The following is a 26,233-nucleotide window of genomic DNA, read 5'->3' on the forward strand; positions in this document are numbered from 1 at the left end:
CTTTTATATTTATTGAATGAATTATTCTGTTGCACAACGTGAACGGGTACATAAAGACATCAATGCCCTGACATCAAGACTGTTAACGACACTATCGCTATTAAAGTCATGTCGAATATCACCTGTTTCACCACGGCGAACCATCATCGAGAATTGAGTCACATCATTGCGATCTATGTCTGCATCGCCATCAAAATCACCTATAAGTTCAACCTCACTTTGTAAATTCAGTGAAATAATGATGGGATCATGATCTGATGCACGATAGGCATCTTCAGCGAAGTAAGATAAAAGTTGTTCTGATGTTTTATATTCAGTGTTGTAGTCAAATATCCGCGGTTCATCAGCATTAATATGCCAGACGGTTGCATCAACAACTTGGCTCGCTAAATTATCACTGGCAAGTGCATGGTCTAAGTAACCAATTTCACCACCAAAACTATATGAATATCCAGCACTGCCCATAAATTTAGCGACTAAGTTATGATAGTCATTGTGAGTAATGGCATTAATGGGATCTTCTTTACCATATGCATTCAAGTCACCAATAATTAAGAAATCATCATCAGATGAGCCTGTAGGATTTGTGCTTAACCAAGTGGTTAATGCACTAGCTGCTTGTGTTCTCAGTTCATTCCAACATCCTTGACCGTCTCCTTGATCAAGATTATTGCCTGAGGCACTGCCACAACTTCCTTTCGACTTAAAGTGATTAACCGCAATGGTTAGCTCTTCATTAGTTGCTATTTCTTTGAAGGTTTGTACCAGTGGTTGACGGTTGCCAAAATCAAAAGGACTTTGATTAGTCGTAACGGCGTTACCTACTATTGCGACGGTAGCGGGTTTATAAATAATGCCTACTGCAATTGCATCGCCACCAACACCTGCTTGGTCAAGGCTAACGAAATTGTACGTTCCTTCTCCTACTTGACTATTTAGCTGTGCAACAAGATCTGCAATCGCTGAATTACTGTCAAAACCATCGTTTTCTAACTCCATCAGACCAACAATATCTGCATTGATTTCTTTAAGCGCAGACACAATTTTACTACTTTGACGGGTAAACTCTTCAAGCGTATCTGCACCGCGCGCAGTAGGGAAACCTTGACCAGCACCGTCTCCATTGAAGTAATTTAAAACGTTAAAACTTGCTACTTTTAAGGAACCACTTTCATTAATATCAGGATGTGACGTTCGTGCGTTAGTTGCAGTAAATTGTGGCGTTGTTGTTGGTAAAACACGATATGCATTGAAACTATAATCAATGACACCGTATAAACCCGTAACAGAATCACCTAAGCGTAAAGTATTGTCATGACTCAGACCAGGTGCTGGAAATGGAACATTATCAGGGTTTTGCGTGTTGTTTATATCATCTAATGTGATTCTATTTCGGCTATTTTTATCTTCTAAATCAACCGCTTGTTGACTACCTGCGTTATAAATATTCGTAGGTAATATTAAGCGCCCATTCGAGAGTGTTAGCTGACCATAACGAGCTAGATTATAAGTATCACTAACTTTCAAAGACTCATTAAAACTAACTGACATACCTTCGATAGTTTCCCAATAATCGATACTTGAAACCGGTAAAGAAACCATTGTAGGCTCAATTGGTTCACCAACACCACAATCTATAAAGTCTGTTGTTGCCGTTAATTGCGTACGGCCATAACTCTCTTTAATGGTGCCCAGTATTCTTACTTTATTGCCCACACTAGGAAAATTAGCAATGTTATTAAAGTAAACAAATATCGCTTCAGAGGTCATCAAGTCAGCATCAGTATCGTCAGCTTCTTCTTGTACAAAATAGCCTTTTAAGCTTGGCACGGCTGAAGTGACAGAACCTTCAATAACTTTAACTTCCCCGATAACGGTTGAATCATTGTTACTACCTTGAATGAAATTGATTTTATCAGCCTCATCACTACACATTCCGATGACAGGATCTTCACCTGTTCCAGGATCTGTCGGAGAAGTATCAACTAGATGTGAGCCCAAATTTTCAAAGGTATCTTTAGGATTTGACTGCCATTGATCTACTTTAATGAATTCATCTGTGCGGTCGATATCCCCTGATGTTATTGAAGATAAGCGTACTAATGAAGTATCTTTACCCCAATTTTCTCTCACACCATAAGTGCCAATATTATCGATAATTTTATCGCCATGAACTAGCTCTACATAGTCATCACCATTGAAATTAACAGCACTTACAAAATGGTCGATAAATGGAACTAATAAACTGTCATCTGCAATTTGACTAGAGCCAAGTACCACCACATCATTGGCGAGTATTTCACCCGTTAATGTATAGGTGCCAGTAGCTGTTAGACTGCCGTTTGAATAAAGCTTGAATTGATAATTCTCCAATGAAATCGCACTGTCTGTTGGGTTATAAATCTCTATTGCTTTATTAAAGCTTGAACCTTCAACATATTCAGAGAAAAATAAATCGGCTCCCGGTGCAGGAGGATCTGTCGGGTCAACAGGGTCAACCGGATCAACATCTGAACATGATGCGCTATAAAGCGTGGCAATCCATTCAGGGTGATCAATAAATGGGTTACGGTTTCCTTGAAACTCATAAATTTTATTATTTCGATTAACTTCAAAGTCATCGACAGGATCGTCTTCACTCCAGGTTAACAAGGTACATAACTTACCTAATTTGGCTTCTCCGCCCGAGGTTAAGCTATCAACAACTTGTAGGTCTGGTGTTACAGAATCTAAACCGGCATAACGGGTATCCATATATAAGACGATGCGGGCAACATCACCTTTTACCGCATCTCTTGGTTCAAATGAATTTCCGTCTACCCGATTTTCGGGAGATTCTGGTAAAGGGGCATCACTATTATCAAAATCTAAGTTACCTCTTGAAGAGTTAACGGATATATCAGTAGGTCTTAAGTGATGAATATCTGAATATGCCATGGCACTAGAGCTTGGAAAGCCATGGCTTTTTGCCCAAACATGTTCACGGTTCCAGTTATCAGGATTACTTGATTGTGAACCGCTACCGTTTGAGTTTTTTGCCTTGGAAATACCACGATAAAATAAGATAACATTATCAGGGTTCAGCGGATCTTCATCGGTGACGGTTAATGCTGTCCATGCTTCTGAATAGGTTAACTGCTTATGATTTGCTGAAATGACTTCATTGATGTTAGTTCGAATAACCTCGGTACTTTGTACCGAATCAATGGCATTAAACACAGCAGCGTAATAATTAGTATCATCAAACTCTTCAGCATTTTCTATTGGACTTAAATCCGGGCAATTAAAACAAGCATCAATGATTGGGCCTTGACCACTATCGCCTCCTCCATCTTCAATACCAGAAGTAACGAGTACGTTATCCAAGCGAATGTATTCAGAGCCTGAGTTGTTTGCCATAGAAGCTTTTATTTGCAGCGTACTTCCTTCTGCAATGCTTTGTGTTATGGCGGCAGAGGTAAAGTCATCAATCAAGGTGTGACTACTGCTGCCTTTACCTTCCCAGTTTTCTACCTTAACAAAAGGCGCACCATCTATTGAATAGGAAAGATCAAAATAGTCGGCTGATTCAAGAGTGCCACTTTCTTCTGCTAGCACAGACATATTAAGGTTATTTTTACCCTGAATATCAATTATCTCTGACAACCAATCTACCTGACCATCGACATCTCTTGCTTCAATCTTGTTATTGGTAACTTTAAACCAATCACTGTTCGCTGTTAATTGCGCATTAGTAACATCAATAGACCAACGAGTAACACCGTCCATATTGATTGTTTCAAAAATCGCCCCTTTATTGTTTAATGCTGGGTTAGAAAAATCTTCAGACCACAGCGTATCGACACTTAAAGCGCTGTAACTAACAAAGCTTGTAGCAACACAAAGTGCAATCGAGTTTAATTTTAATTTATTTTTGCCAAAAAACAGACTTGGCACTACCTTACGAGTTTTCATTTAATTTCTCCAAATTTTCAATGAATTTACGTTAAAAAAGTACTTCTATTGGTTAAAACTTCAACTTGATTCTGAACGATTAATGTTACAGTTTTGTTATTTAACGGTAAGATTGTTGTTATTATTGACCAAATAGTCAACTAATAAGTGCATATTAAATAGACATATTTATGAAAACACTCTATCTGGTCAGTTAGAGTAAGGGTTTGAGGTTGATTTTATTTTGTACAGGTCGAATTAATAATGTTTAAGTCGATAAGTGGATGGTATTAAATGAGAAAGGAGCGATTGGTTAAGCCATACTGGAGCCAGCATGGCAATTAACTAGAATAGCTCTAGTTAATTATTAGTTGTAAGCGTGATACTACATGAACATAAGTGAACTGAGATTAGCCAATTATTTTCGTTTTGCAATTAACAGCGCAGACACTATCAACAGGGATCCGATGGCAAGTCTGAGCATTTCTTCTGGTGTTCCCCCTTTAGCTTCACCAAAAATAAACAAGGAAGCAAACATAGCCAGGGGCACAACCGCATTATTAAACGTTGCTAATACACCGACACTTGTTTGAGTTCCGCCTTTATTCCAAAAGAAAAAACACAGTCCTGAAGCAATAAAGCCCATATAAACTAAAACGAACCACTGTGTTGGTGTTGCGTTCAATGGAATGGGTGGTTGCTGAGAAATTAATAGCGTCGCAATGGTAGTAAAAATGGCTGCACCTAGGTATAAAAAGCCAAAGATAGAGCTGTCGTTAATATGTGTTCGACTTTTTTTCCAATCGCGATAATAAACTTGCCCAAAAGCAAAGGCCAGATTAGCTACTTGCATAAGGCCAAACCCTAGCCAAATTTCGTTTGAATCTATATTTCCCATTTTGATAATTGCGGCACCAAAAACAGACAGTATAGTGGCTACTAAATACCAAGGGGTAAAACTACGTTGTCTAAGATCGTTAATAATAACGATATAAAGTGGCGTAAGTACGCTAAATAGCGCAACAAGGTGTGATGGTAGATAGCGAAAAGCGGAAAGATAACAGGTGTACATTACACCGTATTGAAGTGCACCAAGCAGTATGAGCTGCCATTTTTCCTTCCCGTTGGTATTACCTAGTTTTATAAAAGGGAGAAAGGCAATTAGCGCAAGTAACAGGCGAGTATCTGCTATTTGAAGCGGGTTAAGACCTTTAAGTGCGTTGCCAATAAGACCAAAGGAAAAAGCCCAAATCAGCGTAGGGATCACTAGATAAATCATCAAAAATCTCGAATAATTAGTGTCAATTGACCCCAACCAAAAAGCTAGGGCCGATGCAAATGCTTATACAGTTTTACCAGTTGTAAGTAGCACTGATAGTGTATTGCTCTCCACGACCCGGTGTACCAGGTATCTCTTCAAAAGATTCATCCCAAAGATTGTCTGCTGCAAGCACAATATCCAGACCTTTAATCTGCGTAGGAGAAATCGTTAATGAAAGGTGGGTGAATAAAGCATCGTCATCACCGTTTCGTAGTATATTTTCTTCTTGTTTGCGCCACTCATTATCAACACGAACTTCTACGATGTCGCTAGGATGCCAAATAACACCTAAAGTTACCCGATGATCGGGGAAGTTCAATGCATAAAAGCTAGCATCTATATCCGCAGCCCCATAATTTTCCGATTTTTCAAGGAAGGTATAACTAGTGATTATTTCTGCGTTGTCGAAACGCTTTACCGCAAGTAGTTCTAAACCTAAGGTATCTATATCAACCGGATTTGCTGAACGAGCCGAAGTTGAACTCAAACTATAAGTCCAATCGGTTAAATCATTATCTTGTCGATAAAAAATAGCAGAATCAAGGCGCCAAGTTTCACGATCTAGTGCCAAACCTAGTTCTATATTTTTAGTTATTTCTCGCTCAAGATTATAATTACTTCTAAACAATCCACCAGTATCACTTCCACCTATAGCCGTATAACCTGCGACTTGACTGGCTTCTGCATAAGAAAGATAAATCGTTTGAGAAGTATCGTCAGCATTTACGGTATCCCACGTAATATCACCAATCAGTGATACTTGCGAATCGTCACGATTAGTATCGTCAAAAGCCGCGCCGAGACGGAAAGTTAACTCTTGATCATTTTGTAGACCCATTCGGTATTCAGGTAATACACTGAGCTTGTAATAATGACGAGAGGTAAAATTATTTTCTAGCGTGGTTGATTTAATACTGTCTGCTATAAACTGTGTTGAATAATTCAGTGCAAATGATGCTGTTTGCGCATGGCGACCAGATAAGGCTATCGATTTAACATCAGTTTCGTGAAAAGCTTCAAATACATCAGGGTTCTCACGTGAAAATACATAATGGTCTTTGTTATTACGATAGTAAGTGGAAATTTCAAATGTGCTGTCTTGCGCATATTCCTGTTTATGATTAAGTATCAATAGTTGTGTTTCAAGATCTTCAGTTTCATTGACATTAAATGGCGTGTACATATTTGGCCAGCCAAAGAATTTGTCTTGAGAACCAAAAAACAGATCGGTCTGTGATGATGGTCCAACTAACTGAATACGACCAGAGGCTCGTTGAAAATCATGATCACCATTTTCAATTGTTCCATCACTTTCAGAGCGAGAGAATTCACCTTCTAAACCAAGCGTCCAATCGATAGAATCACCCAGTGCCATACTTACACCGCTGTGTACTCGCTGTAAATTAAAGTTGTTATTACCTGCGCCAATTGAAGCACTACCTGCCGTTTTTATTGGTGTCCAATTCCGAGAAACGGTACCTACCGAGCTATTAACACCGAGCAGCGCATTATCTGCACCAGTCAGTACATTAGCGTTACTCAACATTTCCTGAGCAATAGGAATTTCCGCAAAGTAATGTCCAGTTTGTGGATCAAGTAACGTCGCACTGCCTACCCTAAAACCAGTATTCTCGAAAATACCACCACGAATCGTTACATCGGCTTGAGCTTCTGCCATGTTGCGTGACTGAAGGTCAACGCGTGGATCATATTCTAGATTAGAAACTGGCGAACCAAAGGTTCCCACAGGCTTAGTATTCGCCGTGGTTGAGCCCTCAACTGTAATTTTCTCAATATCACTACTGACTTCTTCACTTATTTTAGTGCTTACTTCATCAGTTATTGCGTGAGTATCGTCGGATGCCGATGAAAAGGTAGATAGGCTAACTAACAAAGCGGGCAAAGCAACTTGTACAACTCGAATCATGTTTATGTTCTCTATTTACACTGTTTTATCTATTTGTAAAAACGATTGTTTTTCACTTTTCCACTCAGTCTGGCGTATGACCAGCTAGAAGAAAGAGTCTCTCCGCATCTTTGTGCTATAGAGTGGGCTTAACATATTAGAACAACTACACGAATATATCGTATGATAGGCAGTAATCGTTACGTTAATCAACATTATATCTTAGCGGGTAAAATATTACACATGATAACAATTCTCAATGGATAATGGTTTACTACTGAACACATATTAAACAGAGCTATTACGGTTTATTCATTATTACAATAATCACGAATATAACTCGTAAAACTTAATTCCTTTTTTGTTAAGACCAACTATGAAAACACAACAACATAATAAGAATGATCACAACGAACAAGAAATTATTTATTTTGCTGGGGGCTGCCTTTGGGGAGTACAGGAATTTATTAAGCACCTACCTGGCGTTGTTGCAACACAAGCAGGTCGAGCTAATGGCTTAACCGATACAACCATTAGTAGTTATGATGGTTATGCTGAATGCGTAAAAGTTATCTTCTATCCAGATGCGGTTAATGTTATTGAGCTTATAGGTTACTTTTTCGAAATAATTGATCCATACAGCATCAATAAACAAGGTGAAGATGTTGGTAAGAAATACCGAACGGGAATATACAGTGAACAAAACAACCACCTCCAAACGGCTATTGAGTATATTACGCGCCGTGAGGATGCTGATAGAGTTGTCGTGGAAATATTGCCATTGCTAAACTATGTGAAAAGCGATGAGGAACACCAAGAAAGATTAACTCGCTTCCCCAATGATTATTGTCATATTCCTAAGAAAATATTACATAAATACAAGTAGTGTATAAAGGGACTAATGTGCCCTATTCTTACTCCCTTTCAGGCTGCTTCTCACATAGCGATACTATCACCGCATTAGCACAGTATTGAACACGTGTTTAAAGTCGGTTATCGCACCCTGTTCTTTATTTCCTTTACCAACGATAACAGCTGAACGATATCCAGTGCTATCTGCATCAACCTTAATGACATAACGGTCATTTTTACGCTAAAATGCCATAGGCTAACAAGGAGTTACCGTGATTGAAGTAAAAGATTTGTGTTTTATCCGTAATGATGGCGATAACAAACAAAACATTTTAAATAAGCTTAATTTGTTTGTACCCGCAGCACAGCATCTTGCATTGCTTGGTGATAGTGGCTCAGGTAAAACCACCTTTTTACATATTCTAGCCGGCCTGCTGCAAGCAGATAGTGGTTCAGTCAGTGTTAATAACCAAGAGCTTTCATCACTTAATGAGCGAGAACTCGCGCTTTATCGCCGTAAAATAGGGTTAATATTTCAGCATTACCAATTACTAGATTGCCTAACCGTAAAGCAAAATATCTTATTTCAGTACAAGTTAAACTTTCCAGGGCAAGCGGCTAGTGAGTTTGCTCCTCTTGTCGAAGAATTAGGGCTACAAAACAAGCTTAATGCGTTACCTCATCAACTGTCTGGTGGTGAACAACAAAGAGTCGGTATCGCCAGAGCCTTACTGAATAAACCTCAGATCATTTTTGCCGATGAGCCGACAGGCAACTTAGATCAAAAGCGTTCACACCAAGTGGTTAAACTACTTACCGAGTTATGCAGTGAACGACAAATCAACTTAGTGATGGTGACTCATAGTCATCAATTAACAGATTATTTTGATCAAGTTAAAGTGCTAAGAGATGGCCACTTTGAGTAATTCGACCAATGAAATTAAACTGATTTTAACGACTCATATAGCGTTTTATCGACGACATCCTTGGTTGATGGCATTATTTATTTTAGGGTTTAGTTTAGGTAGCGCACTATTAACTGCAATTTCTGGGCTTAATCAAGAAGCAAAAACACGCTACCAACATTCATCCGCATTAATCAATAATCCCATCACGCATTTAATTAAACCACTCACGGGAAAACAGACTATTGATGGTGATTTATGGATAAATTTACGGCAACATGGTTTTATAAATGCGCAACCTGTTTTACGCGGTAGATTAAAAACCAATGAAGGCAAATCGCTAGCCATACAAGGCGTAGACACCTTGTTATGGTTGAATCATTTTCAGCGAAATAATGCGCAAGACCAACAACATGATAAAAATGACAATGAAACGCCCTCCCGTTTTTCCCTGTCTACCTTGTTAGTAGACTCACAATTTGCTGATCGAATATATAAAACAATGGGCAGCCAAGCACAATTTGTCCTGCAAAATGGCCAACATCAACCAGACATTAGTTTAACGCAAGGTATTGGACTTTGGGCAATTACTGACATTGCCCATGCTGATTATTTACTAAATGCTAAAGGACAACTTAGCTTTATTGAATTGTCACATGTTACTGAGCAGCAATTGGTTCAACTAAAACAGTTGATTGCGGGGCAAGCACAGCTAGTTGATGCACAGCAACAATCGTTTGATGTATTGTCACAAGCGTTCTTTTTTAATCTTACCGCACTTGCCATGCTTGGCTATATTGTTGCGGCATTTCTTAGCTTTAACGCGATAAAACTTACCCTAACCGCACGAAAAAAACTGTTAAAACAAATGCAATTGTTGGGCTGCACCAAGCGAAGTATTCAACTTAGCCTTACTATTGAACTCGTTATTGTCAGTATTTGTACCGCGCTTATAGGGACATTAGGCGGCTACTTCATTGCTAATGGGCTCGTACTTGATGTAAATCGCACCTTGGTAGGTTTGTATCAACTTGATAAAGCGCTGGTTATTCATTGGCAATGGTCAAATGTTTTATTGGGTTTTTCACTTAACATATCTGCGCTAGCGGTAATATTGTTAACACAAGCCAAACAAGTTGCCAATAAAGGTCAATTTATGTTTTACGGCATATTGGCGAGTACATTGGTGGGGTTAATTTGGTTACTTAATTACGCGACTAGTGAATACCAAGCGTTACTGCTGTGCTTTACCTTGTTGGTCTTGTTTATTTTACTGGTGCCTAAAGCGCTATCGGGTTTGGTGGCATTACCTTTTCCACTAACTAATCCCCTAACCCAGTGGTTACATGCCGATACGCGATTCCACATAAAAGACTTACATATTGCCATTATTGCCATTTTAGTCGCTCTTGGTAGTGCCATAGGCATGCAAATTATGGTGAAAAGCTTTAGTACTACGTTAAATGCACACCTTGAAAAACAACTGAGTGCAGATATTTATTTGCGCTCAGATAAGATTGATCAAAATTTTAGGAAAACACTCAGTAATTTGCCTGAAGTTGAACAAATAAGCATCTATATGAAAAGTGAGGGCAAAGTAAATAATGTGCCAGCAAAGCTTTCAAGCTTTGGTGAAAGCTTTGAACATTATCAGCAAATCTCACTTACCTCAGGTTTAGCTATCAGTGATAAAAACTTCACGGATAAAGGTTGTTTGGCTAATGAACAAAGTAGCATTAAATTTGGATTTTCATTAGGTGATGTCGCGGTGTTTACGCAAAACTCAACACACTTTAATTGCCGTATAACGGGCTTCTTTTATGATTATGGTAACCCAAGTATGTCACTACTCACCTTAGAAAAACGACAAAAAGTAGCAGTACTAAATACAGAATATGTGGGTTATTCAATTCGCCTAAAAAGTAGTACTACCCTTGCTGTGTTTACTGAGCGTTTAGTTAACGAGTTCAAACAAGACAGTACATTAATTTTGCCCAACAAACGCTTTAAACAAATAGCCAATGCCTTATTTGACGATACCTTTGTAGTGACCAAAGCGCTCAATGGTTTTATTCTCGCCATTGCCTTATTAAGTCTTTGTACCAGTCTATTAAGTTTAAGTGTTAATCAATTAAAGCAATTAACCATATTACGCAACTTAGGGGTAACACAGCAGCAATTATTAACCATGAAGTTGCTACAAACCGGAGGTATCGTGTTATTTACCGCCTTATTTGCCATTCCGCTGGGCTTTGCACTTGGCTTTGCCTTATTAAAGTTTGTCATGCCGATTGCGTTTGGCTGGACCATTCACTTTAGTTTAGATTTAACCAGTTTACTCATAATGTGTTTAACGCTGGTTGCTGTATCCGTTTTATGTGCTTATTTACCGATACGAAAATTAACTAGTTTAGAAGCCAAGGAGCTATGATCTCGTGATTAAAATGAGAATTAAAAGGTTAATTGTGTGCTTTGTTTTATTGCTATCTGCTTGTCAGCCTGTGGAGCAAAAACAAGCATCGTCTGCATTGAAACTGACCAGTGGTGAGCCAGTAACAAGGGGCACACCATTAGTCTTCCCCAAGGATCATGGTATTCATGCAGATCAAGGCATTGAATGGTGGTACTTAACGGCTAACTTGCAAAGTGACACCGGTGAAACCTTCGGTGTTCAATGGACACTATTTCGCACCTTAATGCCAAGTAAAGTTGAATCAAAATGGTGGGATAACAACCTATATTTTGCCCACTTTGCAATGCAGCACCAACAAGCGCATGTTGCGTTTGAACGTTTTTCACGAGCGGGCCAAGCCAAAGTAACTAGCTCACCGTTTGCTGCCGCCATTGATAATTGGCAATTGAGCAGTATCAATGAAGACTTTTTACCACTGAAGCTAACAGCAGCACATGAAAATTACGAAATAGCATTAACACTAAGCGACAGCCCAATAACATTTCATGGCGACAAGGGTTACAGCCAAAAAACACAAAGTGGCCATGCGTCTTATTACTTTAGTTATCCATTTTTAAAGGCAAAAGGCAGTCTCACTTTTGATGGCAAAACCTATAAAGTGACAGGTAATGCGTGGTACGACAGAGAATGGTCTGCCAGTTTACTCGACAAGAATCAACTTGGTTGGGACTGGTTTAGCCTAGTAGACTCCGAGTCAGAAAAGTCAGAAAAATCAGAACAAAAAGGGCTAATGCTGTTTTGCATTCGAAGCGCCGAACAAAGAGCAGAACAAAATGGCGGACAAAGCAGCAGAGACAGTAACGGAAACCCTTATGATTATTGCCGCGGTACTCGCATATCGCCTAATGGTGAATCAACGGATATTTCAAAAGAAAACATTAAACTGTCTGTCGTTGAAACAGTGACAATAGATAACCGCGACTACCCGAGTAAGTGGCAAGTTGAATTACCTAATACCCCATCCATTATGATTGAAAGTATCACCAAAGATTCGCGCAATAAATTAACTATTCCCTATTGGGAAGGCCGAGTTAAAGCAACAGGAGGCTTTAATGGTAAAGGTTATGCGGAGATAACTGGATACTAATTACCAGTTATTTCAACTACTCTCTCGGCTGGGTCTTATTAGAGTAAGCCGTGCCGGGAGGAAATACCCCATAAACATTGATATCGCTAAACGTGTAATCATTAAGTACTGTTTCTAAGGTGCCTGCCTTATTTTTGGCCAAACGTCATAAGTAGGAAACGACCTAAATCATGCCCCTCTTCAACAAGCGTGGTACTTACAGCTGCATTGTTGGTACTAATATTTCCTTTGGTGCTAACGCTAATTGAACGACTGCCTTTAGCTAGGGTTACTACACCTGACGTTAATTTATAAATTACCCATTGATGATTACATAAATCTGCTGGACTCTTTGGGCTTCCATATTGAAGAAAATACTCAGGAGCACCACAGTTTACGAGCCAATATTTACCTCGTGTTGTGCTTCAAGCTATTTCAAATGATAACTGACTACCACTCGCGATAGACCTAAATATTTCGCTCCGACGCTCAAGCTGCCTTGTTCAATGACTTGAGCAATAACAACCATACTTTTAAGTCGTCCAAGTATTTATTGTATCAATTATTAATACAATGTTGTCAATTTTATCTGCATTGTTCATCTAGATTTCTGGGCATATACTAGCTTTATTGAAAATGAACACACACATAGACTCACTTACTTATACAGATTAATGGATGAATGATAATGACTAAAAAAATATTGATGGTACTTACTTCACACGATGAGCTTGGTAACACAGGCCAAAAAACTGGTTTTTGGGTTGAAGAATTTGCGGCCCCTTATTATGCATTTATCGATGCAGGTGTTGAAGTCACATTGGCAACACCAAAAGGCGGACAAGCACCTATTGACCCAACAAGCACACTTGTTGATTTCCAAACTGCTGCTACAGAACGTTATGACGCCGATAATGCTGCTCAAGCTAAAATTGCAACTACAGTAAAATTATCTTCGCTTAACGAAAGTAATTTTCATGGTGTGTTCTATCCAGGTGGTCATGGTCCATTATGGGATCTTACTGATAACACTGACTCAATCACTTTGATTGAAAGTTTTCTTAACGCAGGTAAAGCCGTTGCGACAGTTTGTCATGCCAGCGCAGCCTTATTAAATGTAAAACAAGCTTCTGGCGATTTTGCTATTAAAGGCAAAGCCGTAACAGGTTTTACTAATAGCGAAGAAGAAGCAGTGCAATTAACAGAAGTTGTACCTTTTTTACTTGAAGACGAACTAATTAAACGTGGCGGCGAATATCAAAAAGCAGAAGATTGGCATGCATTTGCAGTACAAGACGGTCTTATTATTACGGGTCAAAACCCAGCAAGTTCAGCATTAACCGCTGAGAAATTACTAACTCACCTTTCAGCTTAAGTTAACCAGCTTAGTTAATCCGTTTAGTAAAGCGTTTGGCTCACTTGTCAGATAAAAATATAGGAATACAGATGTTAAATTTTAATTTTCAAAACCCAACACATATTCATTTTGGGGTAGGACAAATTGAAGCTATTTCAAAAGAAATCCCACTAAACGCACGAGTATTGGTGGTTTATGGCGGCGGCTCAATTAAAAGCAATGGCGTATATCAACAAGTGATTGATGCCCTTGGTAAACATACTTGGTTTGAGTTTTCGGGTATCGAGCCAAACCCAACTTATGATACGTTGATGAAAGCTCAAGATATCATCAAAGCAGAAAGTATTGATTACTTACTTGCCGTTGGTGGTGGCTCTGTTATTGATGGCGCTAAATTTATTGCTGCTGCTGCCTTGTATGAGGGTAACGGTGAAGAAAATGATCCATGGGATATTCTTGCTAAACAGAAAACGTTCACAAAAGCACTGCCTATTGGCGCTGTATTAACTTTGCCTGCAACAGGCTCTGAAAGTAATGGCAACGCAGTGGTAACACGATATGGTAATAAACGACCTTTTAAAAGTCCTTTGGTTCGTCCATTATTTGCCGTGTTAGACCCTAGTGTGACCTTGTCATTATCGGACCGTCAAATAAGTAATGGCGTAGTTGATGCCTTTATTCATACTATTGAACAGTACTTAACTTACAGTGTTAATGGCAAGGTTCAAGACCGCTTCAGTGAAGGGTTATTGCAAACCTTAATTGAAGAAGGACCAAAAGCGTTATTGCCTGCGACTAAAGAAAACTTAGACGTTAGATCCAATATAATGTGGTCGGCTACAATGGCATTAAATGGTCTTATTGGCGCAGGTGTACCACAAGACTGGTCAACTCACATGATAGGTCATGAACTTACCGGTGCTTTTGGTATTGATCACGCACGTACTTTATCTATTGTATTGCCTGCGGTAATGAAAGTACGTAAAGAGCAAAAACGTGAAAAATTACTACAATATGCAACACGTGTATGGCAGATTACCGAAGGAGATGACGACGCGCGTATTGATCAAGCTATTCGTTTAACTGAAGAGTTTTTCGAAAAAATGCAGGTACCAACACGCTTATCTGACGTAGATCTTGATAGCAAAGATATCGATTTATTGATTGAACGATTACAGCAAAATGGTCTGACGGCACTTGGCGAACAAGGTGATATAACCTTAGAAATAAGCCGCGAGATATTAACGCTAGCATTGTAATCATAAGAGAAGTAAAAATGGCGTGCTAAAAGTTATCACGCCGACTTTTATTAATCGCCCTGCATAGCAGTTATTTAGACTCCCCTTCAACATTAACTCTTTTTTGATAGGAATGAACATGACTCAAACAGCAGATTTAAATCTTCAAAAGATTTTGACGTCAAGACCTTTTGGCGTACCAACAGCTGAAAACTTTAACCTTGTAAGTCGCTAAAGATAAACAGACCCTAGTGTTGCTAAAACATATGCCCTCTTCATAAGTTTAGTCGGCAGATAACGATTTCAGTATTAATTTCTGCAATGCGCACAAGTCATTAAAACGAATTAGTGAAACGTGAGGTTTCGTATCAAATTGGCTGTTTTAAAGCCTGATTTTTAACACATTTAAATGTTAATGAGTATATTTTATGAGTAACCTATTTTCCCCCCTAAAACTGGGCAAGTTAGTCCTAACAAATCGCGTTATTATTGCGCCTATGTGCCAGTATTCAGCAGAAGATGGAGCAGCAACCGATTGGCATACCATTCACTTGGGAAGAATGGCTTTGTCTGGAGCAGGCATGCTCATTTTGGAAGCCACAGCGGTTAATCCGCGAGGCCGTATTAGCTATGGTGATCTCGGTTTATGGGATGACAGAACAGAACGAGCCTTAGCTAAGTCGTTGTCAGCGGTACGCAAGTATTCATCCATGCCTATCGGAATTCAACTGGCTCATGCTGGACGTAAAGCCTCTACTCAAAAGCCATGGGATGGTGGTCAGGTTATTGAGCCAGAGCAAATCAATGGCTGGGTAACTATCGCCCCTTCAGCCTTGCCATTTGATAACGATGGACCTATCCCAGACGCCGCGACACTTGAAGAGATTGACGGCATTGTTAACGATTTCATCGAATCCGCCAAACGGGCTGAGCGTCTGGGTATCGACGCCATTGAATTGCATGCGGCTCATGGTTATTTATTGCACCAGTTTTTATCGCCAATAGCTAACCAGCGCAGTGATCAGTACGGGGGCAGTCTTGAAAACCGCATGCGCTTGCTGCTCGAGATTGTTGACGGGGTAAAAGCGGCCGTATCCGATCAAATTACATTAGGGGTACGCATTTCTGCTACTGATTGGGTTGCAGATGGTTGGGACTTGGATGAAAGTCGGACTCTGGCAACGGTACTGCAGGCAAGAGGATGTCAGTTTATTCATGTTAGTACTGCTGGTTTAAGTCCATTACAAGAGATACCTGTCGCGCCAGGATTCCAAGTACCTTTCGCAACGGCCATTAAACAGGTTGTGGAAATTCCGGTTATTGCGGTAGGACTTATCACTGACGCTCAAGAGGCAGAGAATATTATTGCTTCTGATCAGGCTGATGCCGTTGCCCTAGCCAGAGCTATTTTGTACAGTCCTCATTGGGTTTGGCATGCAGCAGCTGAGTTGGGAGAACAAGTTACTGCGCCTCCTCAGTATTTACGCTCGTCTCCTCATGGGACACCTTCACCGATAAAATAATTTTAATTTATACTAGGATCTGTTGAACTTTCGAGATTATTTTTACCCCAATAACTCACTTGATAGCGACTCGGTAAAGCAAACTTTACCGCTTCATCAAGATCTGCACTTGTCATGATATGCTTGCCGACAATGGTTACATGGGCAATGAAGCGCTACGCTTAATTATCGTCTTAATTTGTGCTACGAACAAAAATCACCATCAAGGATATCCAACAACCACCTATGTAATGGATTATTCTCTGAACGTTTATGCCAAGCAACAATAACATCAAAGCTAGGTGGGCTTTCTTCCATTTCAATGGCAATCAACCTGTCGTCTGGTAATAATCTAGCTGGCAGGAAAGCAATAGTATTTGTAACCTCTATTATGCTCGATGCTGAGGAAAAGCTTGGCAGAGACATTACAATATTCCTTTTCAGATCTTGTTTTGCAAACCAGGAATCATGTGATCCCTTTAGGTTGGGTCTAGAGGGTGAAATAACGATTTGCGGCAGCTGCGCTATTTCTTTCAGACTGTATTTCTTATCACGATATATTGAGTTTTTACCCGTCACACAAACATGGTGATCTTCAAATAAACGCATATAGGGGTAATTTTCTGGAATAAACTCAGGGAAGGTAAAAACTAGATCAAGCTCGCCCGTCACCATTAGCTGATTTAAATTATCAGACTCGAAATCTCTAATGATTACTTTCAAGTTCGGCGCTTGTTTATTCACTTGTTTCAGTAACATTGGCAAAATAGTGACTAAGGCATAATCCGAAGCACTTATCTGTAAAACCCCGGAAAGTTCAGCGGGATTAAATCTCTCACCCACGATTAAATTGTCAATTTTTGAAAGTATATGATTGACTTTATGCTCCATTTTTTCCGCAGCATGGGTTGGGATCACGCCATTACTGGTTCTGATAAACATTTCATCGTCAAAGGTATTTCTTAGTTTTTTCAGTTGTTCACTAATCGCTTGTTGAGTTAAACCCATTACATTTGCCACTTTAGACAAATTTCTTTCCTGTAGTAACAACTGAAGAACACGCAGTTGTTTTATATCAAGCCTATTGATACCACTAATAATTGTATCCTTAACAAGTTTATATTGTTTTTGTTTGTATTGAATAGAGTTTAGCATACCTCCCATCAAAGTCATTCGTTACAGTATTTCGCAGATAGGAGCCATTATGTTATTGGATAGACCAAAGCAAACACAGTCATCAATCAAAGCTGAAATTAATTATATAAAGTCAAATACTAGCACCGCTTTTGATTTATCAACCACAGTGAAAAGTGCAACTAAGCTAACGGAACATGTTGATACTCGGCTCGTTGAAATAATGAATGCTCGTTTACTGAGTCAAACCCCATCACTTAATAGTGACGGCTTTGGCTTAGCTAAAAATGGCTATGTTGTTTCAAACTATTTTGACGATAACGTTGTTCAAACTGAATTGTATCCACAAATCATAAAACATCTCTTGAATGAAACAAATGCCAGCCAAGGCCTTGTTTTTGATCATACGATTCGCTCGGTTGAAGATAATTTAACGCGTAAAGAAAAGCGCTCTCCAATTCATACGGTACATAACGATTACGTTGTTAGTTCGGCAGAAAACCGTCTTAGTATCGAGCTGAAAAAAAATGGTCTTAATCCGCATAATTATAAAAAATTTCAATTTATAAATACTTGGATCCCTTTAGTTGATGAAGTACTCGATAGTCCTTTAGCACTTGGGGATATTAGAACATTTCAACCGGAACAATCCCAAAAACTACAAGTGGCTTACCCTGACCGTATCGGAGAAATAGAGGCGTTTACTTATAACGAAAATAATCGTTGGTATTTTTATCCTCGAATGACATCGCAAGAACAGCTTAATTTTAAAGTCTTTGATAGCGACATAAATAACGTGATTTCAAGGGCTCCTCATAGTGCATTTTCATTGCCTATGAGTCATGAAAAATCACTAGCACGGATAAGTATTGAAGTAAGAAGTATTGTGCTATTCGACTAATTTCAATGAAAAATATTTCAGATGAAGTGCCTATGCTCTTCTGATGGTATGAAGAATTAGTTATAACCAAAATAAAACAGTTTGATCTACCTAAATAAATCACCATTTGATTTATTTTAATTTTTAATCATATTTACGGAAATCAATAAAATGAAATTTTCTCCACTATTTAATGAAACATTATTAGGCCCATACACCTTAAAGAATCGTATTGTTCTGCCACCACTTACACGTTCAAGAAGTGATCAGCCAGGTAATATTCCTAATCAATTGATGACAGAGTACTATTCACAACGTTCGGGTGCTGGTTTTATGGTGACAGAAGGGACTCAAATTGAGCCAAGAGGACAAGGTTACGCATGGACACCGGGAATTCATAGCCCAGAACAAGTAGCTGGCTGGAAAAATGTGACAAAAGCGGTACATGATGCAGGTAGTATTATTTTCTGCCAATTGTGGCATGTAGGACGAGTTTCTCACACTTCATTACAACCGGATCAGCAAGCTCCTGTTGGCCCATCGGCATTAAAGGCAGATACGGTTAAGGTTTTTATTGAAACCGCCCCAGAAGAAGGCGCTTTGGCAGACCCAAGTGATCCAAGAGCATTATCTACCACAGAGGTTGAACAGCTTGTACAAATGTATAAACAAGCGGCAATTAATGCCAAAGAAGCAGGTTTTGATGGTGTTGAATTACATTGTGCTAATGGCTACCTTGTTAATCAGTTTATCTCTGAACATAGTAATAATAGAACCGATAAGTACGGTGGTAATTTAGTAAATCGTTTACGTTTTCTAAAAGAAATAACTGAAGCTGTTGCGAGTGTTATGGGGCCAGATAAGGTCGGTGTAAGATTTGCGCCATTATTTGAAAGTACAGATGAAGTTAGAGTGTATTTAGGCTTAGTTGAAAGTAACCCTCATCTAACTTATATCGAAGCGATTAAAATTTTAAATGACATAGGCATTGCTTATTTATCACTTGCTGAAGCTGATTGGGATAATGCCCCAGATTTACCTGAAGACTTTTATAAAGACGTCAGAAAAACCTTTGATGGCTTAATTATGTATGCAGGTAAATATACCCCAGAGAAAGCACTTCGAATATTGACTGAAGGTAATGGTGATATTTTTGGTTTTGGACGACCATTTATTGCTAATCCTGATTTACCTGAACGAATTAAACATGACTGGCCATTAAATGAGGTAGACCCAACGAGTATGTATGGCGGAGGCAACAAAGGCTATACAGATTATCCAGTATACATAAAATAGAGAAATAATTAGCCATGGACGGCATTTAATCTTTTTAGTTGCTTTTGACGATTATTAGCGCCAAGTTTACTGACCTGCTGGGTAGTACATACACTTTTTAAAAACCCATTTTTTTATGGTAACTGGTCAGAAAAAGTTATTTTACATTTATATGGATTATCTTCTTTTTGAAAACATATGATACTTTCATCTAAACGAATAATAGTTAGAAAGCGAAGTGATGTTAGTAGTTATATAGATGAAAGCTCTCTTCAATACAGAAAAGAGCTTTTGTAATGTTGTTAATACGGTTTGTTGTTAATATAAAATTAATCACCGACAGCATTATTCAGTCTACCCTTGTTAACAACTATTTCGTTGTCAAATGTTAGTGTTGTTCCTGATAAATTAAAAGAAAGCCCTGCATCAGACTCTACAGCACAACCTGCCCAGTTATTGTTACCCATCGATAGGCTAACAACACCAGCCATTTCCCAAGAATAATAATAAGATTTTTTCATTGGTTGACTGTTCGGGTTTAAACCAATGTCAATTAACGCTAACACGCCATAATCACCGTTAGACAAAGCGAAATAATCTTTTAACAGCTTTTCATTTTTATTTGCGCTAAAACTTACCAAGCGCCCCTTTTCAAATTTCATTTTTAGGTTTTCAATGGTAACTCCACGAAATGGCATGCTGGGTACAACAAGTGTTCCTGTAGCGCTTGTGGGATTGGTACAAGCATAAACTTCACCGGCAGGAAGCCAAACTTGTGCAGGGCCAGATAATGCGCTAGTTGCATCTGTAGCCCCTGCATTGATTCTAGGATCTACATTATTGGCTAATTCAAATTTAAGATCTGTGCCGTTTTTGGAGGTTAATTTTACTTTGGTATTCGATTTCATTAACTTGATTAGCTTTCTAGCTGAAGAGTCAAGATCCTCATAGTCAGTATCTACAGCATTCCAAAAGTTAGACAACATTGCTGAATAATTTGCGTTGCGAAATTGTGCATACTCTTTAGTCGGAATACCACCCGTTTGCCCTAAAGATACACTCCTAAAATTGGCGGATTTAAATGCTTCATTGAAAGGCTTTGATGACTGTCTTATTGCCGCGAGTTTTTCTTCTGGAACATCACTAAAAAGAGATGGGTCTTGAATTGAACCAACATTGATAAAACCGTCTACGTGTTGCATTTGTGCAATGTCATAGGTTGATGGCATTTCTAAATATTTGAGAGGTGTTTCCATTATTGAACGTTTATTGGCTTGAGGCATATTCAGTTGAATTATGGGCTTCCCCCCTGCTTTTGATGTTGCCACCGATAAAGCTGCTAACAATTCAAGTTCAGCTGGCGTACCTGAAATGATGATATTTTCTCCCGGTTGCACCCTCAAAGAATGATTGACCATTTTATCGGCAATTGAATCATAGTTAGGTTTGGTCTCTGCAAATGCGGATGAAATAAAGGTAATAGCCAGCACACAGAGGAGTGAGGTGAAAAATTTTACTTTCATTTTATTCTCCATTTAAAATAATTAGGTTCACCCAAACAACATTACTACTGGGGCAAATGAGGTATAGTATAAAATTTTACATTATTCAATTCTGAAAAATAGAATAGCAAAAGATGATTGACTTTATGTATCGTGGCTTATAAAAGTAGCAGTAGTATGGTTTATCTAAAAGTCTTTGTTATTTAGTCAAACAGTCATAGTACGGGTCAAATATTTATAAATTTTTAGTTCTTTGTGCCATGAGTTAATATCCAATATTTGATCATATATGACAGCTTTACTCCATATAGCAGCAATTAGTTTGAATGCTGTTCATGACGGCTAAGTTGCCATAGTGGACGGTAGATTTTAATCAAGATACGTTTCTAGGCATGACGACTTTGTTGCAAAATTCGGCGTTTAAAGATGATACACCACTGGCAGCAATGAGCTTAAACCAACCCCACAAACGAGTAGTAAATTTTCTGGCATATTCTATTTTTTATGTCGCCTTAGCTCACTAAGAAGACCTAGTTTAGACACTGACTTATCATAATAAAGTGTCTATTTCGTCACCAAAGCGGTCATTGGCCTTTTTAAAAATAAATTGAGCATTACATCTAAGGCTGTTTCGCCCCCTAACCGACTTAGATATTAATTTGGAATAGACGGTATTAACGCTTAGCATCACTGGCTAACCGACGTCGTATTGCGAAAATGACGCCACTTTAAGTAGTCCGCGTGTATGAATTGAAGTGACTAGGTCAAGCTTTAGTTTTGGGCTGTAGAGTAAAACCTAGTCTGTAACAAATTTCTTCGAGTGAACCTTTTATTTCGAGTGTTGTAATTTCATCTATACGACCTATAGGTACAAGCACCTCTCCGACATAGTCCTTATTAAGCATTAGTGCAACTTGACCAAGAGGTAGTCCATTTGAACGTATTTTTAATTTATCTTTATTACGATCAGGCTTAGTGTCATCACGTTTTGTGACCATTAGAGTTACATTAGATGAGAAACCCGTATTTAAGGTGTCGCCACAAGTAAAGATGCATCGCTCCGAATTGCAGTGACAACCGCAGGAATCACCAGGGCATTCAATAGAGCCACCATCACACGAACATGTAGTTGTTTTTTCTTTAGTCATTTGAACATCTCACATTATTAAATTGTGTGCATGTAAAAGTATAGGAGAGTATAGGAAGAATTAAATCCTTACCCCAAAAAAATATTGACTTGAACCGGATGCGTTAACTTTTTGTTGTAAGAGCTTACCTCACTCTTATGTCCGCTATCTTCAAGCATAGCTGACATAAGCTGTGAAAGTCGTTGTTTGCACAAGCCGTTATTACTACCGCAAAACGACGAGTGCAATTGCTGTAGATATTTTAGTTAACATAATTAATTTGTTTTTAATTAGTTCAGATTGAATTTAACGTTTTCTTTTAATCGAACTTGGAGGTGTTTTATGACAACTCCAAGGTTCATGTTCGAAATTATCTTTGATATTTTGATCACAAATTTTTAATAACCTTCTTTCGTGTGAGTCCACCAATCATCATGGACATCGACGCCATCTTTTCTGATAACATCTTCTATGCCGTCAAGATTCAAATTAACCGCATCGTAAGCTAAATGAATAGACTCTTCTTTCGATTGGATGAGACTTCATCTAATAATTTATGTCACCAGAATAAATTAAGTATTAAAATAACAAGGATAGCTTGCTTTACGTGCTGTTATTCTAACTATCAATTCCGAGAAAACTCGTATTCTTCAGTCGAAGGGGGTTCACTTTGCTAACTCAATCAGTACCGCTGTGTACATTTTCAGGTTTAATACAAACTGTTTCATGGTAATAAATTCATGCTCTGAATGCCCTGTGTATTGAGTTCCTGGCATTGAAGGGCCAAAACTGACTGCATTAGGGAAAAGTCTCGAATTAGTACCTCCACCAATAGAGATTGATTTTGCATCAACTATGTTTGTATAAAATGAGAATACGTCAAGTAATGTGCCTATTTGCGGCGCATTTTTTTGCACAAAAGGTTCATTAATTTCATTATTTACTTCTACTAGTTTTATTTGGTTTTGTTGTTGCCATTGAACTAACGTTGAGTTTATTTCATCTTTTAGTTGCTGGGTGGTTTTACCGCTCGGTCGACGAATATTGATATTTAGCTGCATACCTGTGGCTGTTGCTTTAAGTACGGTAGCTTGTACCGACATTGGGCCCATAAAATCATCGCTATAGGCGATATCACCAAACTTGTTACCATATAAACCTAAGCCAAGATGATCATTTATAAAATTAACCAAAGCGCCGCTATCATTGTTTGGCCAATGATTTACCGCTAATAAATCTGCTAAGTGAGTAATAGCATTCACACCATATTCAGGTTTAGAAGAGTGAGCTGATTTACCCAGTGCGCTAATGTTTAGGCGTTCACCTTGCCATTGGTAGCTATAACTCATACCAACGTGAGAATTAGCTCTTTGCTTTATTTTACTTAGTAATTTTTCATTCGCATTCTCAATGCTTGCATGAGCATCTTCTGGAATTTGACTACCAAAAAAGCCACCGGTAAATTCACTGACATACGATTTACTCGATGTGTAGTTTGTTTTAGGAAAAGTCATGCTTATGGTGCCATAACCTTTTTCTGCCGTTACTACAGGGTATTCGGAATCAAGGGTGATGTTGAGTTGTGGCAGAGAGTGCAGTTTGATATGTTGACGCAATGGTTCCCAATCAGACTCCTCGGCCATATAAACATACAATTCGATACGCTTCTTTAGTTTTATTTTTAAATCTTTAATTGATTTCATCGCATAAAGGGCATTACTTATTGGTCCTTTATCATCTTCAGTACCTCTACCGATAAGTTTTCCTGGCTCAGAGGTTTGATCTAGCGTTAAAGGGGATTGTGCCCATTTACTTGGATTAAAAGGTTGGATATCTCCATGTGTGATCATACCGACACGTTGCTTGTTATCACCTAAGCCAATAACCACCACATAACCATAATCGGTGTAGTCAAACCCTAAGTCTTTTGCTTGTTTGGAAAGCTCAACTTTAAATTTTTGATGTTCAGGATTATCTGGAGAGGTTAAACCCTCTACTGCTATGGTATTAAACGTCATTAATTGACGTAGGCTTTCTAGCATTTCTTTTTGATATGTTGATTCTGCATATTGTGCAGCTTTTGTAGCAACGTTACTAACACCAGCTAAGACTGTTAAAGGTATTAGCAAGGCACAAGAGATTAATAGAGACGTTAGGTATTTAGTTTTTTTCATGAGTAATGTCCTATATTTTTTCTTATTTTTTAGAAAAACAATTTATGTGATCTGATATTACTATTATTTTTGATAAATCGCTTTCGATAACCCTAGCTTATTTGAAGTGTTAAAAAGTATTCGATTGAAAGTACTTAAAGAGTTAGCTATATTTTCACAGCAGTTTTTTGATTTAAGTACTTTCGTCATATATTTATTGGTATTTTCGGTTGTTTGTGTGTTCATTTTAATTACCTCTTTATGTTGCTTAAGGGTATTGTGACTAGATAAACACTAATGAACCAACAATAAAAATTTAACCTACCAATAAGCACAGCTTATGTAGAATGTTTTCTTTTTATAGTTTTATGGAATAAAGGAGAGTAAAGGTGGATAAAAGATTAAAGCAGTTGAATAATTTACGAAGTTTTGAAAGTGCAGCCCGACATCAAAGTTACAGTAAAGCAGCAAAAGAACTGTTTGTCACACAAGCGGCCGTCAGCCAGCAAATGAGGCAGTTAGAAGCGGCTATGGGGAGTCGCTTATTTACGCGTAACGGTAGAAAGATGGAATTAACCGAAAGTGGTGTGAAGCTATATATTGCGACTCAAACAGCGTTTGATGCACTGTTAAAAGGTTTTAATAGTATTCAAACTGAAGAGGTGGCTGGTACCTTAACGATCACTTCCACTCAAGCTTTTACCTCCTTATGGCTTATGCCTAGGTTGTATAAGTTTTCAATTAAATACCCTGAAATCAAAGTGAAAATTGTTTCTTCCAACAGTATTGAAGACCTTCGCCAAGGTCATATAGACTTAGCTATACGTTTTATAACGGCTAACGAAACCGATACAAGTGATGGTATGGCTTATGAATTTATTGCCGAAGATCATGTTTATCCCGCTTGCTCTCCACAACTAGTAGAGGAGTATAAATTTAAAGAGCCAAAAGATATTCTAAATTGTTGGTTGGTGAGTTTAGAAAATCAAGGTCGCATTGACTGGCCTACTTGGTTTAAGGAGGCTGGCGTTAAGAACTATCGAGGTCATAAAAAATGGACTGAAGTGAGTACTGGAGATATGGCGTTAAGTGCGGTATTGAGTGGTCATGGTTTTACCTTAGCATCGCAAGCGCTATTTTCTCAATACGTTAATACCGGGCAATTGGTTATACCTTTTAATATTAAACACCCTATATCCTTTAAACGATACTTTGTTTTTGATCCTAATTCGGCGAAAAAATTACGTCTGGATGTATTTACCGCTTGGCTTAAGGAAGAGACTCAGCTAGATGAACAAAAGATAACGACCGATTTAGGCTGATAGTTAACGTTCAAGAATCGAATATGTACGGCAGCTATGAGCTTGCAGGAGACATAGACGTATCAACTCTGATTATCCCTCATCCTAATAGTCGCAAATGCCACCATTGCGGACATTCACCTTTTAAAGAATCAAGGTGAATTAGAGTATTATATCTAAAGCGCTAATAAGATGGTCCGCCTCCCCTAAGCTACACTTAGGGAGATTATTAAATGAGGAGAATCATCATGTCTACTATTAACATTCTTGGAATTGATATTGGGAAATCAACCTTTCACCTTGTTGGC

At 38.5% G+C, this 26,233-nt stretch carries 17 protein-coding genes and 1 pseudogene; 10 read left to right on the plus strand and 8 right to left on the minus strand.

The genetic code is table 11. The features are described from left to right. Positions 1 to 21 precede the first annotated feature (21 nt). From ESZ36_RS18655 to ESZ36_RS18665, 3 genes are all read right to left on the minus strand, one after another. A complete protein-coding gene (locus ESZ36_RS18655; protein ID WP_146790657.1) occupies positions 22 to 3,954 on the minus strand; it encodes an ExeM/NucH family extracellular endonuclease in 3,933 nt (1,310 codons plus the stop codon). Between the two features lie 397 nt (positions 3,955 to 4,351). Beyond that, complete coding sequence (locus ESZ36_RS18660; RefSeq protein WP_146790705.1) at positions 4,352 to 5,212, minus strand: EamA family transporter; 861 nt, start codon at positions 5,210 to 5,212, stop codon at positions 4,352 to 4,354. A gap of 73 nt (positions 5,213 to 5,285) precedes the next feature. Continuing rightward, the gene (locus ESZ36_RS18665) at positions 5,286 to 7,181 is read right to left on the minus strand and encodes a TonB-dependent receptor plug domain-containing protein (RefSeq protein WP_146790659.1); all 1,896 of its coding nucleotides are present in this window, start codon (positions 7,179 to 7,181) and stop codon (positions 5,286 to 5,288) included. A gap of 355 nt (positions 7,182 to 7,536) precedes the next feature. Between ESZ36_RS18665 and ESZ36_RS18670 the strand changes: the two genes are divergently transcribed. The 4 genes from ESZ36_RS18670 to ESZ36_RS18685 all read left to right on the plus strand — a co-directional run bounded on the left by ESZ36_RS18670 (position 7,537) and on the right by ESZ36_RS18685 (position 12,477). Then, positions 7,537 to 8,046 (plus strand): peptide-methionine (S)-S-oxide reductase, encoded by a 510-nt coding sequence (locus tag ESZ36_RS18670; RefSeq protein WP_146790660.1) that lies wholly within the window; start codon positions 7,537 to 7,539, stop codon positions 8,044 to 8,046. A gap of 238 nt (positions 8,047 to 8,284) precedes the next feature. Continuing rightward, positions 8,285 to 8,938: an ABC transporter ATP-binding protein gene (locus ESZ36_RS18675; protein ID WP_146790662.1), complete on the plus strand. Its 654-nt coding sequence runs from the start codon at positions 8,285 to 8,287 to the stop codon at positions 8,936 to 8,938. Beyond that, positions 8,922 to 11,348, plus strand: coding sequence for an ABC transporter permease (locus tag ESZ36_RS18680; RefSeq protein ID WP_146790664.1), 2,427 nt, complete (start codon positions 8,922 to 8,924; stop codon positions 11,346 to 11,348). The genes ESZ36_RS18675 and ESZ36_RS18680 overlap by 17 nt, the downstream gene beginning before the upstream one ends. A 13-nt stretch (positions 11,349 to 11,361) precedes the next feature. Further along, on the plus strand, positions 11,362 to 12,477 hold the full coding sequence (locus ESZ36_RS18685; protein ID WP_146790707.1) for a lipocalin-like domain-containing protein: 1,116 nt from the start codon (positions 11,362 to 11,364) through the stop codon (positions 12,475 to 12,477). Positions 12,478 to 12,493: 16 nt separating this feature from the next. On the opposite strand, the pseudogene ESZ36_RS22985 reads toward ESZ36_RS18685, so the two are convergent. Next, positions 12,494 to 12,848 (minus strand): annotated as a pseudogene (locus ESZ36_RS22985) (type 2 periplasmic-binding domain-containing protein); the annotation flags it as partial. A 296-nt stretch (positions 12,849 to 13,144) separates the two neighbouring features. Here ESZ36_RS22985 and ESZ36_RS18695 point away from each other — a divergent pair. The 3 genes from ESZ36_RS18695 (at position 13,145) to ESZ36_RS18705 (ending at position 16,574) form a co-directional block, all read left to right on the plus strand. Next, positions 13,145 to 13,831 (plus strand): type 1 glutamine amidotransferase domain-containing protein, encoded by a 687-nt coding sequence (locus ESZ36_RS18695; protein WP_146790666.1) that lies wholly within the window; start codon positions 13,145 to 13,147, stop codon positions 13,829 to 13,831. 71 nt (positions 13,832 to 13,902) lie between these two features. After that, positions 13,903 to 15,072, plus strand: a complete 1,170-nt coding sequence (locus tag ESZ36_RS18700) for an iron-containing alcohol dehydrogenase (protein WP_146790668.1) — start codon at positions 13,903 to 13,905, stop codon at positions 15,070 to 15,072. A 407-nt stretch (positions 15,073 to 15,479) separates the two neighbouring features. Then, positions 15,480 to 16,574, plus strand: coding sequence for an NADH:flavin oxidoreductase/NADH oxidase (locus ESZ36_RS18705; protein WP_146790670.1), 1,095 nt, complete (start codon positions 15,480 to 15,482; stop codon positions 16,572 to 16,574). 183 nt (positions 16,575 to 16,757) lie between these two features. On the opposite strand, the gene ESZ36_RS18710 is transcribed toward ESZ36_RS18705, so the two are convergent. Next, positions 16,758 to 17,651 carry a LysR family transcriptional regulator gene (locus tag ESZ36_RS18710; protein WP_146790709.1) on the minus strand — a complete coding sequence of 298 codons (894 nt, stop codon included), beginning with the start codon at positions 17,649 to 17,651 and terminating at the stop codon, positions 16,758 to 16,760. 106 nt (positions 17,652 to 17,757) lie between these two features. Here ESZ36_RS18710 and ESZ36_RS18715 point away from each other — a divergent pair, with 106 nt between their 5' ends. Together ESZ36_RS18715 and ESZ36_RS18720 are read left to right on the plus strand one after the other, a co-directional pair. Then, positions 17,758 to 18,588, plus strand: a complete 831-nt coding sequence (locus ESZ36_RS18715) for a CmcJ/NvfI family oxidoreductase (protein WP_146790673.1) — start codon at positions 17,758 to 17,760, stop codon at positions 18,586 to 18,588. A 150-nt stretch (positions 18,589 to 18,738) separates the two neighbouring features. Further along, entirely contained in the window at positions 18,739 to 19,863 is a 1,125-nt protein-coding gene (locus tag ESZ36_RS18720) for an alkene reductase (protein WP_146790674.1), read from the plus strand. Between the two features lie 308 nt (positions 19,864 to 20,171). Here the strand turns inward: ESZ36_RS18720 and ESZ36_RS18725 are convergent, their stop codons facing one another. The 3 genes from ESZ36_RS18725 to ESZ36_RS18740 all read right to left on the minus strand — a co-directional run bounded on the left by ESZ36_RS18725 (position 20,172) and on the right by ESZ36_RS18740 (position 24,645). Then, the gene (locus ESZ36_RS18725) at positions 20,172 to 21,365 is read right to left on the minus strand and encodes an aminopeptidase (protein ID WP_170235882.1); all 1,194 of its coding nucleotides are present in this window, start codon (positions 21,363 to 21,365) and stop codon (positions 20,172 to 20,174) included. Between the two features lie 743 nt (positions 21,366 to 22,108). Further along, positions 22,109 to 22,342, minus strand: a complete 234-nt coding sequence (locus ESZ36_RS18730; RefSeq protein WP_146790678.1) for a hypothetical protein — start codon at positions 22,340 to 22,342, stop codon at positions 22,109 to 22,111. 794 nt (positions 22,343 to 23,136) lie between these two features. After that, positions 23,137 to 24,645 (minus strand): dipeptidase, encoded by a 1,509-nt coding sequence (locus ESZ36_RS18740; RefSeq protein WP_146790680.1) that lies wholly within the window; start codon positions 24,643 to 24,645, stop codon positions 23,137 to 23,139. Between the two features lie 368 nt (positions 24,646 to 25,013). Between ESZ36_RS18740 and ESZ36_RS18745 the strand changes: the two genes are divergently transcribed. Continuing rightward, a complete protein-coding gene (locus ESZ36_RS18745; protein ID WP_146790682.1) occupies positions 25,014 to 25,946 on the plus strand; it encodes a LysR substrate-binding domain-containing protein in 933 nt (310 codons plus the stop codon). Positions 25,947 to 26,233: the final 287 nt, after the last annotated feature.

The organism is Colwellia demingiae (assembly GCF_007954275.1).
In the GTDB taxonomy this organism is placed as follows: Bacteria; Pseudomonadota; Gammaproteobacteria; order Enterobacterales; family Alteromonadaceae; genus Colwellia; species Colwellia demingiae.